Origin of the sequence: Methylobacterium sp. WL120 (assembly GCF_008039465.1) — a bacterium.
GTDB lineage: Bacteria > Pseudomonadota > Alphaproteobacteria > Rhizobiales > Beijerinckiaceae > Methylobacterium > Methylobacterium cerastii.
In genome coordinates this window covers 1-17747 of the sequence record NZ_VRUT01000103.1, presented here as the reverse complement: position 1 = coordinate 17747, position 17747 = coordinate 1, and the positions used below count along the sequence as shown (strand labels likewise).

Sequence of the window (17747 nt, the reverse complement as noted above, 5' to 3'; positions counted from 1 at the left end):
CCCCGATCCGGCCCGAGCGACACGTGCCTGACTCCATCGCGACCTTGCGCCTGAAGCTGGCACAAACACTCGCGCGAACCCTGCAACGATGTCCCTGCTGCCAACAAAGATTTATGACACAGTAGTACTAGAAGCTGGCTGACGTGATCCTCGATCCGATCGATGACCATTCATGCACCGCATCGCGGCCCGGAACGATTTGAACCCGAAGCGCCTTCCGACCAAGCCGAACGCAGGTGCCCTCGTGCCAGGCCGATCGTGCGGACAGTGCACGGCTTGCTGCCAAGTTCTTGCGATCGAGGTTCTGGCTAAACCCGCTGGCGTCCTGTGTCGGCATAGCACCGGCACGGCGTGCGGGATCTATCGGGATCGCCCCGAGGTGTGCGTGCGATGGTACTGCCTCTGGCGCAAGATCGGCGCGCTCCCGGATGAACTGAGACCCGATCGATCAGGGGTGGTCTTCGCGATCGAGAGCCGTGCGCCTTGCGCGGATGTCCTCGACGGGGCCTGCGTCGTCGGCCGCGCCGTGGATGGAGAGGGTGCCCTGGGCAGCGCGGAAGCGACCGAAGCGTTCGCCATGTTCGTCCGTGAGGGGTCGTTCCCGGTGTGGAAGGTGTCCAACCAAGAGGCGACCCTCATGCGCCCCGGCGACCGCACTTAAAGTCCGGTACCGTCGGGGCGCTTCCTCTGCCGAAAGCAGGCTTTTCAGGTGATCTGACCATCTCCCGAAGGAGACGGCACCGCCTCAGGCCGACTGCAGATTGCCGGCGGACAGCTTGCCGCTGCGCTTGTCGGTCTCTTCCTCGTAGGAGAGCTTCTGGCCCTCGATCAGGTTGCGCATGCCGGCGCGCTCGACCGCCGAGATGTGGACGAACACGTCCTTGCCGCCGTCATCCGGCTGGATGAAGCCGTAACCCTTGGTCTCGTTGAACCACTTCACGGTACCGATGCTCATAGACAATTCCTAGACGTCTTGGGCGCACCAAAGCGGCGCACTCACACGCCAAACGAATGATCCCGACGCGACGTTCCGCACAAAGTCGCCCGCTAAGGCGGGGCCGGAGGGCGGTCGGCGTCGCCGAGATCCACGTCGAGGCAGGGGAAGGTCCGGTTGGCGATGGTCTTGGCGAGCACTCAGGTCTTGAGGGCCGGCCAGAGCACGTCCCCGCTCGGATCGCCCGCAGAGCGTCCAAGCGCCGGGAGCACGGCCAGGCTGATCAGGAGCGGCAGGATGCGACGCATGGTGTCCACGCCGACGGGGCGCAAAGGCCGGGGCGATAAACCGCTACGAACGCACGTCTGATGGTCAAACAGTCGACCTGACGATTGAAAAAAAGGTCGACATCACCCGATTGTACCGTGCGTCCCCGGTGCAGCCCCGGCCTAAAACGGGGCAGCATCGAATTTATATACAGGCCTAGCTTGTTGGCAAAAAGGGAGAGTTGGTGAGCGCGTTGGGGTTCGAACCCAAGACCTACAGATTAAAAGAAATTGCGTCTCGGTAAAAACTATAACGAAAACAATGACATCGGTTGCCAGTTCGATAGGCCGTAACTGGCGATTTCGTGGGGGTTTTCGGTGGGGTTTGGCAACTGCGGGAAGCCTTCGGCCGCAGGCGATTTTATCCTCAAAGGCGGAAGTTTTTATGCCCCGGCTTGAGCCCGCACTGCGACGCGTGATGCGGCGGTTCCAGCCCAGCATTGAGGAGCGGATCACGGACGCACTCGGCAAACTGCTTGCAGCGATCGAGGCAGGCGAGGTCACCACCACGGCGGCAACGGCTACGCTTCGTCGACACGGTGAAAACCTGGGCAAGGCCGGCGGCGCTGCGGCGATGCGAGAGGCGCTGGATACGGTCTGCGTGGCGAGGCCCGAGCGCGCGGCTGAGCGCCGAGCGACGATCACCGCGGCATGGGCCGCACTCATGGAGACAAAGCTATGAATCACCGCGAGCATACCGCCTACCGCCTCGGTGCCGACCTCGTGACTACCATGGCGCTCGCCGTCGCCGCTCGGATCAAGACAGAGCCGGGGCTGGCCGAGGAAGAACGCGACGCAGCGAGGGCCGCCCTGCTCGACCTCGTCGCCAGAACGACACTCCTGGAGCCTCTGCAGGCGCGACGGAGCGAACCGAGGTCGGTCAGCCAGGCGCGGGCGCTCGTCGCCGATGCACCGGGCGACGAAGGCACCCTGCCCTGCCCGCTATGCGGCGTTAAGCTCGACTGGATCAGGGTCGGCGAGATGACGACTGCTTTCTGCGAAACTGAGGGGTGTGTCGCATGGGTAAGGTGATTGAACTGAACGACCGACGTTCGGGAGGCGGAGGACGGACCGAGCCGACCTACCCTCCGAGGTCGTACGACGTCGCGCGAGTGCACCTTGCCTTGCTCAAGGTCCTTCCCACAGCCGCCTACAACCTGATTGGCAGCGAAGAACTGACTGGCATTGCCGACCTTGTGGTCCGAACGATCGACGAGACCAGGGAGGCGCGCTTGCTCGATCCGACGGCCGACAGACGCTCGGAAGCTCATGAATGGGTAGCGTCCCTTGCTACAGCCGGTATCGTGCAGCGCGACCAGCTGTCCGCTCGGCCGTCTGCCGCAGCCCAGAGTGAGTACGAAGCCCTCCGCGACATGATCGATGGACACACACAGTCCGACGATCCACCGGGGCCATCAATCGTCTGACAGTTCCTCGCGCGCGCGATACTGGCCACGCGGCCGACGGCACGGTATCCTGGAACCACATCCATAACCCTGTGCCGTCCATGACCGCCTACAGCGCCACGACCGCCGCCCTGATCGTCGAACGGATCGCCGACGGCGAGTCGCTGAGACGAATCTGCCAAGGCGAGAGCATGCCGAGCCGTGAGACCGTCCGCCGCTGGGTCCGCGACAACGCAGAGTTCCGCCAGAGCTACACCGAGGCGATGCAGGTTCGGCCCGACGCCTTCCTGGAGCAGATCATCGACATCTCCAACGACGAGACGAAGGACTGGCAGCACCGACGGCTGCAGATCTCGACCCTGCAGTGGGCTATGGCGAAGTGCGCTCCAAAAAAGTATGGCGAGAAGATCACCCATGCCGGCGACGCGGACGCCCCCCTGATCACGGCTGAAGCGGTGGACGTCGGCCGCCGCCTCGCGTTCCTGCTCACGAAGAGCGCGATCGAGCAGCAGGAGGTAGCGGATCGGGGCCGACTGAACGAGCAGTTGTGTAGCTAACGCCGTCGACAGTGCCTTTCCGGGAATCCGTGCGGAGTTTAGACCCGGTCGAACCATGCAGTAGCCGCAGGCAGTTGTTCGACAGACCGGACGGCTGTCGTAGGTTTGGCTCGCGAGGCAAGCGTCAGGCTGCTACAAGATGTTGAGCAGACCGACAGAAAGAGCCCCAATGAAGATCATTTATACTTTGGCGACACTTGCTTCTTTTGCGATACCAGCGCATGCCATTGAGGGCCGATACAAGGTTGAAGGTCAGAACCCAGGGCAAACCCAACTCTATAAAGGGGAAGCAATGATCAAAAAGACCGGCGACACCTACAGCGTGATCTGGCAGATTGGATCTGGGCGACAGGTCGGAACCGGCATCCTGACCGGAGCTGTCTTATCCGTCATCTTTCAAGCGACTGGCGCGCCAGGGTCCGGCGGTGTGGCAAGCTTTCAGGTCATCGACGATAAGGTCACTGCCGGCAAGTGGGCGGTAACAGGCGGCCAAACTGTTGGGTCGGAAAAATGGTCCCTCGAAAGGGGGATTTGAGGCTCGTGGTGTCAACCCGTCAGTTGCTCCTTGCGTCAGCCAACGGCGCCGTGTCGAGCCCCGACGTGAGCGCTGCCGCTTGGTCAAGGATACGCCTAAGGCGCCGTAATTTGGCCTGCGGCAAGGTGCTGGCTCGCCGAGCTGATTTGGAGACCGCAATGCGCCGCCTGACCCTCTGTCTCGTCCTCGTCGCTACGTCGGCCTCAGCAGCTAATGTAGCTCAGCTAGGAGCAACGGATCGGGTGAGCCCATCCGAACAGAGGATCGAGAGCGAAGCCACCAAGGCGCAAGTTGGAGACGACGCCTTCCAAAGCCGCATCCTAGCCGCTGAGCGGCGCGCCACAGCCTCGATTTGCGCTGGCTGCTTCACGGGAGCGGCGCACCCACGCGCCCGAGCAGCAACCCATGTCCATGCCAAGGCCACTCCGGCTCCTGCCGAGATCGACGAAGATTTGCGATAGGCGGTCGTGTGAAGGTCGGTGATGCGGGGAACAGGAACCGCCAGCGCCGGCTTATGGCCTGCTCGAATTAGGGAATTGATAAGGTGGTCCTGCATGAGGGGACTTTGCAGGACCACTACAGCGGATCGGGCGGATCTGCTGGCCACTGACCGTGGCCCTGCCTGGTATGCACAAGGTTTGCCAAAACGACCTCGCGAGGCGTTCTAATGGCTAGTCCCGCCACGAGGACTGCCGAGTGCCGATCCGGCGTGAGCACAGCTACTTCTACCTGATAGACTGGCCGCAGCTATCGGCCGAGATTCGCTTCAGACGGGCCGGCGGAGCCTGCGAAGGCTGCGGACGACCGCACGGGCGCATGATCTATCACCTTGGCGACGGGCGTTGGTGGGACGCCGAGATCGGCGCATGGCGCGACGGAAAGGGCAGGAGCCTCGCCAAGCTGCCGGCGCTCGCCGAGCTGACGCGCGGCCTGCGCACCACCCACGTGGTGTTAGCCGCCGCGCACAAAGACCACGACACCGCCAACAACGCTGGCGCCAACCTCGCGGTGTTCTAGCCAGCGCTGCCACATGATACACGACCGACCCGAGCACCGTCGCCGGCGGTGGCGAACGCTGTTCCTGTGCCGCGCGCTCGGCGATCTGTTTCACAGCCCCGACCCACGCCCGTAATCCAGGAGGAACACGGTGGCGGATAACGAACACGCAGCAGTCAGTCGCTACCCTGTGCCGTCGATCGAGGACATGCCCGAGGATATCCGGGCACGTATCCTGGCGGTGCAAGAAAAGTCTGGCTTCGTACCCAACGTGTTCCTGATGCTGGCCTACCGCCCTGCCGAGTTTAGGGCATTCATGGCCTACCACGACGCCCTGATGGAAAAGGACGGCGGGTTGACCAAGGCCGAGCGCGAGATGATCGTCGTTGCCACATCCGCTGCCAATCAGTGCCAGTATTGCGTGGTAGCTCACGGCGCGATCCTACGCGTACGAGCCAAGAACCCTCTGTTGGCCGATCAGGTGGCGGGAAACTTCCGTAAGGCGGACATCACCCTGCGCCAGACGGCGATGATCGAGTTCGCCTTGAAGGTCTCGCAGCATGGGCATCTGGTCTGCGAGGCCGACAGCGTAGCATTGTGTGAGCACGGCTTCAGTGACGACGACATCTGGGACATGGCCGCCATCTCCGCGTTCTTCGGCATGTCCAACCGGTTGGCCAACTTCACCAGCCTTCGGCCCAATCCGCAGTTCTACATGCTGGGTCGCTCGTAACAGGACGCAAAGCCAGGCTCCGGAGGCCACCCGAAGCAGATGGTGCACGGTCCCTGTGCACGACTGAGGCATGATCTACGGCTACGCACGCGTCTCGACCGACCACCACAGCCTTGCCGCGTAGGTCGAGCGGTTGACGGTAGAGGGTTGCTCCAAGGTGTTCCAAGAGACCGCCAGCGGGTCGCGTCCGATCGCGGTGCCTTGAGGCGCTCGATCGACCGCCTGGCCGAGGGCGACGTGCTCATCGTCACCCGCCTCGATCGCCTCGCCCGCTCAACCCGGGGCCGCCTGACGGCTCAGGGCGGATCTGGCGGCAGCAAATGCGGCACGAACCACATCGCTGCCGTCGCCGCAATCCGGTCACAAGTGTGGCAGGCAAGATACATCATCCGGAACTCGATGGAGCTATCCTCAGGCTAGATCGGGCAATCTGAAGGGGTTCAGGCCATGAAGAAGCTTCTCACGACACTCGCCGCCTTTACGGCACTCACTGCTGCCGCTTCCGCCGCTGACCTGCCGCGTCGCGCTCCGCCGCCGGTGTTCACGCCGGTGCCGGTGTTCACCTGGACTGGCTTCTACTTCGGTGTGAACGCGGGCTACGGCTTCGACGCCTCAAGCCGCAGCAACGCTGCGACGGTCGTCAACGTCGCTCCGGGCACGGCCGTCGCGGCCGCCGTCCCGACCCAGATCGCCTTCGGTGGCACGGACTCGACCGACGGCTTCACCGGCGGTGGCCAGGTCGGCTACAACTACCAGTTCACTCCGGGCTCGGGTGTCGTGATCGGCATCGAAGCCGACGCTCAGTACGTCGACTTCGGCCGCAACCGGAACCGCTACCTCGTGACCCCGGGCTTCGCTCTTGCGCCTGGCGTTCAGGCGTTCAGCCCGAACGGCGTCTCCAGCCTCGACTTCTTCGGCACCGTGCGCGGTCGCCTCGGCTACGCCTTTGACAAGGCCCTGTTCTACGGCACCGGCGGCTTCGCCTACGGCGCTGGCGGTGGTCGCGAGTTCGGCCTTCCGAACAGCAGCCGCGACGATTTCCGTACCGGCTGGACCGTTGGTGGTGGTGTCGAATACGCCCTGCCGACCGACTCGTTCCTGAACTTCTTCCGCTCCTCGGCCGTGACGCTGAAGGTGGAAGGCCTGTATGTGAACCTCGATCAGAACAACCGTCTGAATGGCGCTTACGCAACCAACGCTGCTGGCGCCGTGTTCTTCGCTCCGGGCTACGTGGCTCGCCGCAACGACACCGAGTTCGCCGTCGTCCGCGCCGGCCTGAACTACAAGTTCGGCTCGTACTAGGACCTTCGGCCATCGTCTTGGCCTAAGCATCCCCAGCCCGATCAAACTGGCCGCTAGGTCAAGCAACGCCTCAGGAGCAAGTCTCCTGGGGCGTTTGTCGTTTTACGAAGCTTCTACGCCAAAGCGTCAATCGAGGACAAAAAAGCGCGCCTTTGCAGGGCGCGCTTAAGTTGCTTTAGCTTAGATGGAATAGAACCAGCTCTATATTATCCGAAACCGGATCAGGCGCAATAGGTATCATATAGCTCTTACCAGCCTTCACAAATAGTTCAGCGCTCACCGCCGTGGCCTTATTTGATAAGCTGCCTACTGCTGCTCCATTTATTGGCAGCGTAGCGCGTTCGCTGCGCACATATGTGACAAGAGATTGATCTGCACCTCTGGCGCAGACGTAGCCACCCACGAGAACGTCGACACGGGCGAGGCGCGAGCTTGATAAGAACCGCCCGCACGTCTCGACGCCGCCGTGGTCTACATGCCTAAGCGCACGGCAGGTCGCATAAAGCCGCTAAGCTGAGAACATCGCCACAGCAATGTTGCTTCACATATATTAGATTAGAGATATAACCTAACATAGTATAGAACAGAGACTACCACAAGGTGCTACCTATCACCCCGCTCATTGACGGGGTCTGATAGTGCCAAAGCGTCACTACGTCTTCCGGCGCAGCCGCTCCGGCAGGTTCAACTTCGCACTGATCACCGACGATGGACGCCTTACGGGGTCTGTTTCCATCTCGCTCAATGGTCAGGAGAGCGTCGAGATTGATCGGCAGGCGCGTGCTAAAATCCGTGCGATTGCAGAGAGCTTTGCCGCCGCTAATGGACTTGTGCTCACGGAAGAAGCTGGCCCGTACGTCGAGGAAGAGGCGGATTACGCGCCCGCCGCCTAGGTAAGCTTGCTCCCTAATACCGATGTTTACCGGTGCCGCTGGCCCCGTTCCTCGTCAGCCACCACCTCCACTGCCGCGATCGCGTTCTCAAGCTCTGCGATCCGCTTCAGCGTACTGTCCGCTGGCCTCGTGTCGTACTGAGCGGCTTCCATGATGAGGTCGCGCTGGCGGGTCTTGAGACGGTTCAGGAGGGCTTCGAGCTTGTCCATGGCGCGCTGTAGCGAGGCGTGGCTTTCCCGACAACATCGAGCGGGAGACCGTCGCGTCGAGATGGCGAGTGATCAGGCCAGGCCGGGGCAGTTTGAAATCCGATGGGGGTGACCTGGCCTTAGTTGGCGCACACCTGCGTGGCATGCCCCAAGCATGTCAAATGCTACGAAACGCGACCATGTGATCTCGGTGTTCCCAAGCGGCCAACAGCCCGGCTCCTATCGATGGAGCATCACGGCGTTGTCCACCGCAGCGGTAACCCAGTCGCCCTACGCCTTCGCGACAGCGTTAGGAGCCACGATGTCAGCCAAATGTTGGCTGCGGCTAATCGCGGAGAAGGGCAGCGAATGCTCTACGTGATTCCCGCCGCTCTCGGCGGCAGGTGTCCGACGTCAGCACCTGTGGGACAGATTGAGGGTCTTCACGAACGGAGGATGGCTGGTTCATCGTAGCCCCTGAGGAGCGAAGATGAAGCAGACATCCGGACCGGCCAAGAAGCCGGCAGAAGCGGTGATCAAGGACATCCGCCGGGCCACACGTCGACAGTTCTCGTCCGAGGAGAAGATCCGTGTGGTGCTGGAAGGCTTGCGCGGCGAGGACAGCATCGCCGAGCTGTGCCGGCGCGAGGGGATCGCCGCCTCGATGTACTACGGCTGGTCCAAGGAGTTCCTAGAGGCGGGCAAGAAGCGCCTGTCTGGCGACACGGCGCGCGCGGCAACGACGGACGAGGTGCGGGATCTGCGCCGCGAGACGGGGGCGCTGAAGGAGGTCGTGGCTGATCTCGTGCTGGAGAACCGTCTGCTTAAAAAAAGCATGAGCGGGGCTGGGGGCGACGAGGCATGAGGTACCCGGCCCCCGAGAAGCTGGAGATCATCCGGCTCGTCGAGCAATCCCACCTGCCGGTGCGTGCCACCCTGGACAAGCTCGGCATCACCCGCTCGACGTTCTACCGGTGGTACGATGCCTACCAGCGCGGCGGCCCCGAGGCGTTGAAGGACCATCCTTCGCAGCCGAGCCGGGTCTGGAACCGTCTACCTGCAGAGATCCGCGAGCAGATCGTTGCCCTGGCTTTGGAGCAGCCTGAACTCAGCCCGCGTGAGCTGGCGGTGCGCTTCACAGACGAGCGTCGCTACTTCGTCTCGGAAGCGACCGTCTACCGGTTACTCAAATCGCAGGACCTGATCACAAGCCCAGCCTATATCGTCATCAAGGCCGCCGACGAGTTCCGCGATAAGACCACCGCGCCCAACCAGCTTTGGCAGACGGACTTCACCTACCTGAAGGTCGTTGGCTGGGGCTGGTACTACCTGTCGACGGTCCTGGACGACTTCTCACGCTACATCGTGGCGTGGAAGCTGTGCACGACGATGCAGGCCAGCGACGTCACCGCCACGCTCGACCTGGCGCTGGGGGCCGCTGGGCTCGATCAGGCGCGGGTGATGCCGCGGCCACGCCTGCTCTCCGACAACGGGCCGAGCTACGTCGCCAGCGACCTGGCTGACTGGCTCGGCATTCGGGGCATGACCCACACCCGCGGTGCGCCATGCCATCCGCAAACGCAGGGCAAGATCGAGCGTTGGCACCAGACGCTCAAGAACCGCATCCTGCTCGAACACGCCTACTTGCCCGGCGAACTCGAAGCGCGGGTGGCGGCCTTCGTCGAACACTACAACCATGCCCGAGCCCATGAGAGCCTGAGCAACCTCACGCCCGCCGACGTCTACTTCGGACGCGGCGAAGGGATCCTGGCCGAGCGGGAACGCATCAAGCGCCAGACCCTGATGGATCGCCGCTTGCGCCACCACGCGCAGGCTGCCTAACCTCTTACCCCAGATGGACCAGAGCCTCCGCTCCTGAACACCGCTGAATGTCCCAAATCATCTGACGACGGACAGCTGCGAGCTGGCTATGCCAACGCTTGGCGTACCAGCCCGGTGCACCTCACCAGCTTCCCCGCAGGCATCCACGACGACCAGGCGGACGCTCTTGGCCTTATCGGACAGCTTCTTGATACCGTCCGGCCGGGCCACGTTGCGAAGGCGTCTGCGGCTCCGAAGCCAGCTGGAGGCGGCTAGCTACGTCTGCAGCATAGTTGTCCCAAGTGCGCAGCGGGCGCGCCAGTGCGTCGTTTGTCAGTTGGTCGATCAGGCTTGGCTCTGCCGCCAGTCGTGTAAGTGCTGTGGCGATCGCGGCATCGTCGGCCATGTTGATCATCATCGTGCCACCGCCTGGTGCCACCTCGGCCATTGCTGAGCCTGCGTGGCACACGCACGGGCGTCCCAGCCATAGGCTCTCCAGCACCGGCATACCGAACCCCTCGTCGCAGGACGGATACACACTGGCATGGCTCGCCTTATACAACTCTGCGAGTTCGCGATCATCGGCTCGGTCGCGAGCGGTTGCGCCCGGAATGGTCGTCAGGATTGCTTCAATCTCGGCATCATGCTCGGGATAGCTGTCGCGACGGCCCACGAGCGTCAGATGGATTTGAAGCCCGCCTCGGTCCTGCGCTAAGTGTACCCCACGCAACAGACGAGACAAGTTCTTGCGCGGCTCCCAGGTTGCAACGGTCAACAGCCGCAACGGATCATCCGGGCGCCGCTTCACCGACGCCTCTTGCACACGCGATGTGTGGGCAAACTGGCCGGGTAGTGGCACGACCACGATGGGCGGAACTGTCAGCCCCACGGTTTTCAGATGCGTACGCAGATGACCCGCGACCAAATCCGTTGTGGCAAATATCAGATCAGTGTTGGCGAACATGCGGAAATACCGCCCGTACAACGCCTGCGCGCTAGCATCGTAGAGGTGAGACAGCCGAACGGGAATGAGATCGTGTACAATTGCTGCCGACCGCAGGCCGTACGCGCGGGCGAGTTGGATTGGATCGAGCCCTTCGCTCAAAAGTGACATTGGTATTTCAGGTAACAGTAGCCAGTCCGCGGCTAACTCGCCTTGAAGTGGCGTCGGTAGGCGCAGCAAACGACGCCCAGCATCCCACCCCACAGGGACAAGATCGACGCCGTGCCGGACTAATCCGTCCGCGAGTTGACGGGTGACACGTTGGATGCCGGTCTCGAACGGCTGTGCGTCCGTCGTCTCACGCCAGTACAGCACGCGAGGCGAGGTGGCGCGCGCTGCGCCACCTCGTAAATCGACCATGGTAAGGCGACTCTGCTTCAAGCTGCGCTACGGTTCTGTTCGACTAGCAACGCATCGCCTGCGATGTCTGCTGACATGACCCATCGAGGCAGGGCAGCATTCACCGGATCGAGACGTATGACCAAGGTGCGATAGTCATCCGACCAAAGGGCGGCCGGTAGCCGCGCTTTGTCGGCTGTCCAACGCCGGATTGTGGTTCCGTCGCTCTCGACAGCGTGGAAACCGACACACAGCAGCGGATCGTCGAGTGCAACTTCACGAGCATCCCAGCTGTCATCCAAGCGCAGTTCGCTGAGGCGTAGGCCGAGCCGACGGATATCAGCACCCATGCCAAGCTTGCTTGGGGTCGATGTTGGCGAGTGCAGCCAAATGTCTTGTGAGCCGGCTGGGGCAACGAAGCGCGCTACCAAGCCGCTTACTTCTGGCTTGATCCGCACACCGTCGGCGACAAGGTAGACATCGGCCCATGCATCAGTACCGGCCAGCTGCCATCCTTGTTTCACGGCGCGGGCTTCAATGCGCTGGCGTGCGAAGGCGACGAGGGCTCCGCTGTCGTGGAACGGCCGGCAGAAATCTGCATGGGTGCGCGTACCGGCGTCGCCATCAGGCTTAGCGGCAAGGTCCGTCACTGTCGCGTCGTCTGTGCTTCGAGCGAAGAAACCGCGATTGCCCATTTCGAGATAGCTCTCGGCGGCCTGTCCCTCGGCGATCAAAAGATCATGGCTATCGAGTTCGACGTGCCAGTAGGTGACGCTGTCAACGTCCTCCTGGACGATGGTTGAGCCATTCACCAGCACCGATGCGGGTATCAGCACTTCACCGAGTACGTCGAGGCAAATCGAATGGCCGGGAGAGACGACGAGATCGCGGACCGGCTTATTCGTGCCGAACGCCCCTGCGCGGATGCGCACAGGCATGACATCGGACGGCTGTGAGTAGCGCTCGCAGTTGATTGTACGGCTCCCGATCCAGCGGATCGGACGGGAGGCGCCGGAGGAGGTTATCGCAAGATCGCCAACAGACAGATCCTCGACCGCGACATCACCCAGAGACGTACGGATCAACGTACCAGTGGCGAAGCAGACAGGAGCGGCGTAGCTGTTGAGCGATGTATCCCCATCGGACGTGAAACGGGTCCTGTTGCCCGTACCCGACCCGAACACCTGCGAGTTCGAGAGGACGAGGCGCGTCGAGGAGCCGTTCGCTCCGCTCTGCGTATCTGTAAACTGGATCATAGACGGATTGTCGAACTGCGTCGCATAGAATGTCGTTGTTGAAGATGTCGTGGCACCTGGCAGGATACCGGTGACCGTAATGGGATCACCTGCTTGAGCCACCGTTCCGTTCACAGTGAGAGGATTTCGTGAAGCGTCATCGATTTGGAAGCTCGCGCTTGGAGCGCCATCGTCTGTGCCGGCGAAACCAGCCTGGTACACAGTGTTATTGAAGGTGGTAGCCATCGTAATGCTCCCTCGGGTTAGGTAAATTTATTTGGATATTGTTGACGCTATCAGTACTTGCGGATCAGCGGCTCCGGCATCGGCACCGGGTCGGCGCCGAAGGCGTAGCGGATGCCGCCGTAGATCGAGAGCGGCTGCGCCAGCGTCGTCGTGCGCGGATCGTTGATGGTCAGGTTGCCGGCGATCGGGCCGCGCTCGGCGAAGGTGCCGAAGTTGGCGTAGCGGTTGTTGGTCAGGTTGGTGATCAGACCGAAAAGCTGAAGGTTCGGCGTGACTTGGTACGTCGTGTTGAGGCCGAGCACGAGGTAGGCCGGCAGCTTCGGGTTCAGGTTCGACTCGTCGCCGCGATAGTAGGCGGAGGAGAAGGCCTGGAGGTTCATGCCGAAGCGCCAGCCCGGTAGGACGAGGTAGTCGAAGCCGACCTTGAACTGGTGGTTGGGGATCAGCGGCACCTGGTTGCCGCGGCGGACGGCGATCGCGCCGTCGTCGGCCAGCGGGTTGTTGGGCGAGGACAGGGTGCCGTTGAACTGGAAGGTGGCGTCGATCAGCGCGTAGTTGGCGTAGACCGAGAGGTCGCCGCGGGTGTACTCGCCCGCGACCTCGATGCCCTGGCGCTGGGTCGCCGGCACGTTGACGAAGTAGCCCCGCGCCGCGTTGCCCGGCGTCGCGAGCTGGATGATGTCGTTGGCGAGGTCCGTGCGGAAGGCGCCGACCTTGTAGGTCACGAGGCCGCCGTCATAGAAATTCGGGATCTGGCCGCGGACGCCGACCTCGTAGGTCTGGCCGGTGACCTGCTTCAGCGGCGGGTCGGCGACGAGCGAGTTCGGCAGGAGGCAGGGCCGGTCCGGGTTGGAGCAGGCGACTTCCAGCGGCGTCGGTGCGCGGTTCGACTCCGAGTAGCCGCCGTAGAGCGACAGGCCGGGGGTGAAGCGGTAGGTCAGTCCCGCCAACGGGTTGATCTTGTTGTAGTAGTAGGTCCCGTTGACGTCCGGCGAGAAGCCGGTCTGGTCGGTTGTCGTCAGGCGGGCGAAGTTCAGGCGCGCGCCTGCGGTGAGCGACAGCCTGTCGGTCAGATCGAACGTGTCGGTGGCGTAGAGGCCCATGTAGAGGTTCGAGCCGATGACGTTCGAGGGCGCGATGCCGAGCGCGGCGGCGGTGCGCAGCTGCGTGGTGCCGAGCCCGGGGATGGTGCCGTAATACGGGTTGTTCGGATCGGTGGTGACGCGCAGGTCCGGGTTGATCGCACCGAGTGTGCTCGATGACTTGAAGCTGAAGTCGGCCACGTCGATGCTGCCGCCGACGACGAAGCTGTTGCCGAAGCCAAAGACCTTGTCGCGGTTGGCCGCCTGCAGCGAGCCACCGTAGCCGGTGGCCTCAGTCTTGGTCACGTCGAGGGTGCCGTAGGGGACGCCCGTGGTGAACGGGATCCGCTGGTTGTTCGCCCCGAGGATCGTGAACTGGTTGCGGAAGGCGAGCTGCGACTGGCCAGCGGCCGGCGCGAAGCCGTCATCCTCGAAACAGAGGAAGCCACGGTTGCTCGATTGGCGGCTGCAGTTCTCGAAGTTGCCGTCGTTGCCGTCGACGTAGGTGTTGCTGAAGCGGCGGAAGTAGGCGTTTCCGGCGAGATCCCAGGTCGGCGAGATGTCGACGCGGCCGGTCAGCTGCATCGTGCCCATCTCGGTGGTCGTGGTCTGCGGGTAGGTGAAGATCGCCCGCGGGTCGACGTGGGTGAAGTCGACCGGGGTCGCAGCCGCCGCGCCGAAGAAGGTCCGCGCAAATCCGCCGATCAGGTGGAACTCGGAATCGAGGGTGCGGTAGCCGAGGTCGGTGTAGAGGCGGCCGATCGTCGACGGGCTCTCGTAGCGCCAGCCGCGGTCGTTGAGGCCGTCGCCGTTGAAGTAGAAGCTCCACGGCCCGATCACCTTGCCGTATTCGAGGCCGCCGGCGATGCGGCCGTCGGAGCCGCCGAGCGCGGTGACCTCGGTGCCCTGCCAGGTGAAGCCGTTCTTCATCTGGATGTTGACCGCGCCGCCGAGGGCATTGAGGCCGAACACCGGGTTGCCGGTGACGATGTCGATGCGCTGGATCGCCGTCGGCGGGATCAGGTCGAACTGGACGGTGTCGCCGAAGGCCTCGTTGATGCGCACGCCGTTCTGGTAGACGGCGAGCCCCTGCGGCACGCCCTGCACGGGGGAGGCCTGGAAGCCGCGGTAGTTCACGTCGGTGCGGTTCGAGTTGCCCTGCGAGTCCGACAGGTTGAGGCCGGGCGTGCGCCGCGCCAGCGTCGCCACCGCGTTGAAGGTGCCGCGATCGATGTCGAGGTCGGCGGCCGTGACGGTCTCCACCGTGCTCGGGATCTTGTAGAGCGGCTGCTCGCCGCCGCGCAGGCGCGGCGATCCGGCGGACGAGACAGGCGCCGCGCTCGGCGACACGATCGGGGTCGCGCCGAGCGGCGGGGCGGCCCGCGTGGAGCCCGAGCCCGAGCCGCCGACCGGCGTCGTCGACACGACGCTGATCTCCGACAGCGTCACCGAACTCTGTGCCCAAGCTGTTCCGGGTAACAGCGCAACCGATACGAGAAGGCTGTTTCGAAACGTCCCCATTATCATCCTCGACCCAATGCACATCGTTTTTTGTTGCGGCGGCTTCGCTAAGCCAAACCTTGCGTCGAACTTATTCATTGCTCAAAAGCTTGGGGCAACATGTCTCGGCCCCAAACACCAAAGTTTGTATGGGGCGCTGCAAGGTTTAGCGTTCGAGTTGCGCATGAGCAACATGATTACCAGATATCTGGAGGCTAATGGGCTAATCCGGCAATAGGGCCTGGGATGTTTTGGCAATTGATTTACTTGCTAATGTCTGCGGGTGATCGTTCGGATCACCGCGGCGCTCACAGATTGGCATCTACTGCCCGCATCTAAAGGCCAAAATTTTGGAGGATTGATTGGATGACAAGACGCCCTTTGATCCTCACGCTTTCCAAGCGTAACAGGCTACCAAGGACCATAACGGGAGACGGACTGATTTTAGTCTCAGGTAAAAAGCCTACTAATATTAAATATGAGATAGATGTTGTTCAAAATATAGATTCTGTTTCAGCAATAGGGAAAGTTTGGGGTAATATATCTCACTTATATCAGCTTTGGATGATGCCTGTTTTATGTCTCAAGCTTGAAAACAGCGATAGGATAGAAGTATCTATCACAGAATTAAAGAAAGAGTACGCTGTTATTATCGTTATAAACTGAATTGCTAATGATCTTGATGTTTTTTACGATCTTGAGTATTGCGTTGTAATCCAAGTATTGAGGCTCAGACATCATGAAGGGTAAGCTGCGGCCGAGTTTGCACTACCGGCTTGTGCTGCTGTCGCGTGGCCCGCGTCTCTACGCCGAGACGTTCCGGGACATCCTGCAATTAGGGAAAATGGGCTTGGCCGAGTTGACCGGGGCCATTTCAACTGCCGGTTCGAGGGAATGGGCGATCACCGACGCTGGCCGCATCGCCTTACAGGACCATGCCGATGGCGAGGCGTGATCAAAGCGGACGGCATCCGGTTCCGGCTGCGAAGCCGAGCGCCGGCAGAGAAGCACCGCCTTCGACAGTAGGTGCGGCCTCGCCGGTGCAGTCGCATCTCCCCTCCCCCCGACCATCTTGAGCAGCGCCACGCCGGCAGCCGCGATGACATTGCCCCGGCCGCCCCAAAGCAGCGCCGCGAACGGGATCACGAGCACTCGGTGACCTCAATCGGGTGGCCTATTCGTCGGCGTCCACGAATTGCGGCGCGCCCCGCGGCACCACCCTCTTGATGCGCTGCCCATGCAGCTCGTAGCCGCCGCCGGCCGCCCGGCTCAGGAGCGAGGCCAGCGACGCCTTGGCCCCGCGCTCGCGTAGCTTAGCCCGCGCATCCGCCCAGACACCGCCGCCCGTCTCGGGATCATAGAGCTTCGAGAACTTGACCACGCGCTCGCTCGCGTAGCGGTTGGCCAGCTCCTTGTAGACGCGCTCGTCGAGGTGGCTGAGCTTGTCGTAGAGGGCAGCCACCTCCTCGGTCTTGTAGGTCGCGCCCTGCCACGCGGGATCGCCCGACAGGATCAGGGCGTTGCGCGACTCCATCTCGTGGATGCGGTTCAAGGTGTCCCCGATCCGCTGACGCTGGACGCCATCGCTGATCGTGAACTTGCCGCGCTCCTTGCCGTCGACGGAAGAGACAGCGCCGTTCTCGACCATCTGCGAGACTGGCAGCAGCGCCTTCGACAGGGCGACTAGCCGGTTCATCGGATGGATGCCCTTCACGCCGGCGCCCTGGTCCCTCCGATCGGGCGCCATCACGGCCACGTAGTCCTGCTGGTCGGCCGCCAGCGCGCGGAACTGCGCCTGCGCGTCCTCGGGGCGCTCCTTCACCAGCCGGGTGTAGTCGGTCAGCGCCGCCGCGAGCTGCCCGCCGTGCTTGGAGATGTTCTCGCTCGCATCCATGCGCGCCTGCCCGTAGGCCATGGAGCGGCCGATGAAGGCCCGCGAGATCGGCGACGTGGCCGGGTCGAAGGGCTTGCCGCGCATCGGATCGAGCACGGCGCCCTTCACGTCGGCGTAGGCTCCGCCGAGCATCGATTTCGCGACGTAGTCCGCCATCATGGGCGAGAACAGAACCTGGGACAGCTCGTTGCGGGTGCGCTCGGGCGTGTCGCCCATGCCGATGGCGTCGAAGGTCCGGTTCCAGAACCCCGACCAGATCTTGGCCGCCGCGGTGGTGCGCTCGTCGTACTGCATCCCCGGCGAGTTCTTCGCCAGGCGCTCCGGCACGATCGGCCGCTTGCGGAAGGAATCGAAGTTGGAGCGCACCGCCTGCGGGATGTCGGTCACCGGACCCATGGTGAAGGGGTTCGGCGGGGTCAGCGCATCTTGGAACGCATCGCGGAAGCGGCGGAAGGCATCGCTTCCGGAGCCCTTGCCGGACAGGTACTCGGTCAGCGCCTCGACGGCGTTGATGTAGGCCTTCCACTCGTAGGGCTTCGGCACCTCGAAATTGTGGTCAGCCCCCATTGAAGTGGTCCGCCCTTTGGTATGGCTTTTGAGCCTGGAGGACGGACGAGATGGCAAAACACCCGAAGCCCGAGGAGATCGTCGCGAAGCTCCGTCAGGCGGACGTGCTGATCTCACAGGGCCAGAGCGTGGCCGATGCAATCCGCGCGCTCGGTGTGAGTTCGGTGACGTACTACCGGTGGCGGCGTGA

Annotated in this window: 19 protein-coding genes and 2 pseudogenes; 15 read left to right on the top strand and 6 right to left on the bottom strand. The window is 62.7% G+C overall.

The window, feature by feature from the left end; all coding sequences use genetic code 11:
• Positions 1-172 precede the first annotated feature (172 nt).
• Positions 173-661, top strand: a complete 489-nt coding sequence (locus FV229_RS18135; protein WP_246688243.1) for a hypothetical protein — start codon at positions 173-175, stop codon at positions 659-661.
• Between the two features lie 84 nt (positions 662-745).
• Here the strand turns inward: FV229_RS18135 and FV229_RS18130 are convergent, their stop codons facing one another.
• Positions 746-955, bottom strand: a complete 210-nt coding sequence (locus FV229_RS18130) for a cold-shock protein (RefSeq protein ID WP_147753300.1) — start codon at positions 953-955, stop codon at positions 746-748.
• Positions 956-1678: 723 nt separating this feature from the next.
• Between FV229_RS18130 and FV229_RS18120 the strand changes: the two genes are divergently transcribed.
• The 10 genes and pseudogenes from FV229_RS18120 to FV229_RS18075 all read left to right on the top strand — a co-directional run bounded on the left by FV229_RS18120 (position 1679) and on the right by FV229_RS18075 (position 7682).
• Positions 1679-1942 (top strand): hypothetical protein, encoded by a 264-nt coding sequence (locus FV229_RS18120; protein ID WP_147753299.1) that lies wholly within the window; start codon positions 1679-1681, stop codon positions 1940-1942.
• Positions 1939-2292 carry a hypothetical protein gene (locus FV229_RS18115; protein ID WP_147753298.1) on the top strand — a complete coding sequence of 118 codons (354 nt, stop codon included), beginning with the start codon at positions 1939-1941 and terminating at the stop codon, positions 2290-2292. The genes FV229_RS18120 and FV229_RS18115 overlap by 4 nt, the downstream gene beginning before the upstream one ends.
• A gap of 92 nt (positions 2293-2384) precedes the next feature.
• A complete protein-coding gene (locus FV229_RS18110) occupies positions 2385-2687 on the top strand; it encodes a hypothetical protein (protein ID WP_147753297.1) in 303 nt (100 codons plus the stop codon).
• An 80-nt stretch (positions 2688-2767) separates the two neighbouring features.
• Positions 2768-3223: a hypothetical protein gene (locus FV229_RS18105; RefSeq protein WP_147753296.1), complete on the top strand. Its 456-nt coding sequence runs from the start codon at positions 2768-2770 to the stop codon at positions 3221-3223.
• A gap of 169 nt (positions 3224-3392) precedes the next feature.
• Positions 3393-3758, top strand: a complete 366-nt coding sequence (locus FV229_RS18100) for a hypothetical protein (protein ID WP_147753295.1) — start codon at positions 3393-3395, stop codon at positions 3756-3758.
• Between the two features lie 696 nt (positions 3759-4454).
• Positions 4455-4890, top strand: a pseudogene (locus tag FV229_RS18095) (hypothetical protein).
• A 15-nt stretch (positions 4891-4905) separates the two neighbouring features.
• Entirely contained in the window at positions 4906-5487 is a 582-nt protein-coding gene (locus tag FV229_RS18090) for a peroxidase-related enzyme (RefSeq protein ID WP_281406727.1), read from the top strand.
• Positions 5488-5526: 39 nt separating this feature from the next.
• Entirely contained in the window at positions 5527-5907 is a 381-nt protein-coding gene (locus FV229_RS18085) for a recombinase family protein (protein WP_246688242.1), read from the top strand.
• Between the two features lie 27 nt (positions 5908-5934).
• A complete protein-coding gene (locus tag FV229_RS18080) occupies positions 5935-6789 on the top strand; it encodes an outer membrane beta-barrel protein (protein WP_147753294.1) in 855 nt (284 codons plus the stop codon).
• Between the two features lie 638 nt (positions 6790-7427).
• Entirely contained in the window at positions 7428-7682 is a 255-nt protein-coding gene (locus FV229_RS18075) for a hypothetical protein (protein WP_147753293.1), read from the top strand.
• A 26-nt stretch (positions 7683-7708) separates the two neighbouring features.
• Here the strand turns inward: FV229_RS18075 and FV229_RS18070 are convergent, their stop codons facing one another.
• Positions 7709-7891 carry a hypothetical protein gene (locus tag FV229_RS18070; RefSeq protein WP_147753292.1) on the bottom strand — a complete coding sequence of 61 codons (183 nt, stop codon included), beginning with the start codon at positions 7889-7891 and terminating at the stop codon, positions 7709-7711.
• Between the two features lie 469 nt (positions 7892-8360).
• Between FV229_RS18070 and FV229_RS18065 the strand changes: the two genes are divergently transcribed.
• Positions 8361-9712 (top strand): IS3 family transposase gene (locus FV229_RS18065; RefSeq protein WP_147753291.1). Its coding sequence is split into 2 segments (ribosomal slippage): positions 8361-8697 and positions 8697-9712, totalling 1353 coding nucleotides; the frame shifts between segments, so codons are not numbered across the junction.
• A 172-nt stretch (positions 9713-9884) separates the two neighbouring features.
• Here the strand turns inward: FV229_RS18065 and FV229_RS18060 are convergent.
• The 3 genes from FV229_RS18060 to FV229_RS18050 all read right to left on the bottom strand — a co-directional run bounded on the left by FV229_RS18060 (position 9885) and on the right by FV229_RS18050 (position 15123).
• The gene (locus FV229_RS18060) at positions 9885-10805 is read right to left on the bottom strand and encodes a glycosyltransferase (RefSeq protein WP_210246610.1); all 921 of its coding nucleotides are present in this window, start codon (positions 10803-10805) and stop codon (positions 9885-9887) included.
• 266 nt (positions 10806-11071) lie between these two features.
• On the bottom strand, positions 11072-12514 hold the full coding sequence (locus FV229_RS18055; protein ID WP_147753289.1) for a Hint domain-containing protein: 1443 nt from the start codon (positions 12512-12514) through the stop codon (positions 11072-11074).
• Positions 12515-12564: 50 nt separating this feature from the next.
• Positions 12565-15123, bottom strand: a complete 2559-nt coding sequence (locus FV229_RS18050) for a TonB-dependent receptor (RefSeq protein WP_147753288.1) — start codon at positions 15121-15123, stop codon at positions 12565-12567.
• A gap of 339 nt (positions 15124-15462) precedes the next feature.
• Here FV229_RS18050 and FV229_RS18045 point away from each other — a divergent pair, with 339 nt between their 5' ends.
• Both FV229_RS18045 and FV229_RS18040 read left to right on the top strand, forming a co-directional pair.
• Complete coding sequence (locus tag FV229_RS18045) at positions 15463-15762, top strand: hypothetical protein (RefSeq protein ID WP_147753287.1); 300 nt, start codon at positions 15463-15465, stop codon at positions 15760-15762.
• Between the two features lie 73 nt (positions 15763-15835).
• Positions 15836-16051 (top strand): hypothetical protein, encoded by a 216-nt coding sequence (locus FV229_RS18040; RefSeq protein ID WP_147753286.1) that lies wholly within the window; start codon positions 15836-15838, stop codon positions 16049-16051.
• A 219-nt stretch (positions 16052-16270) separates the two neighbouring features.
• On the opposite strand, the gene FV229_RS18035 is transcribed toward FV229_RS18040, so the two are convergent.
• Positions 16271-17557, bottom strand: a complete 1287-nt coding sequence (locus FV229_RS18035) for an LPD38 domain-containing protein (protein ID WP_147753285.1) — start codon at positions 17555-17557, stop codon at positions 16271-16273.
• 50 nt (positions 17558-17607) lie between these two features.
• Here FV229_RS18035 and FV229_RS18030 point away from each other — a divergent pair.
• Positions 17608-17747 (top strand): annotated as a pseudogene (locus FV229_RS18030) (IS3 family transposase); the annotation flags it as partial.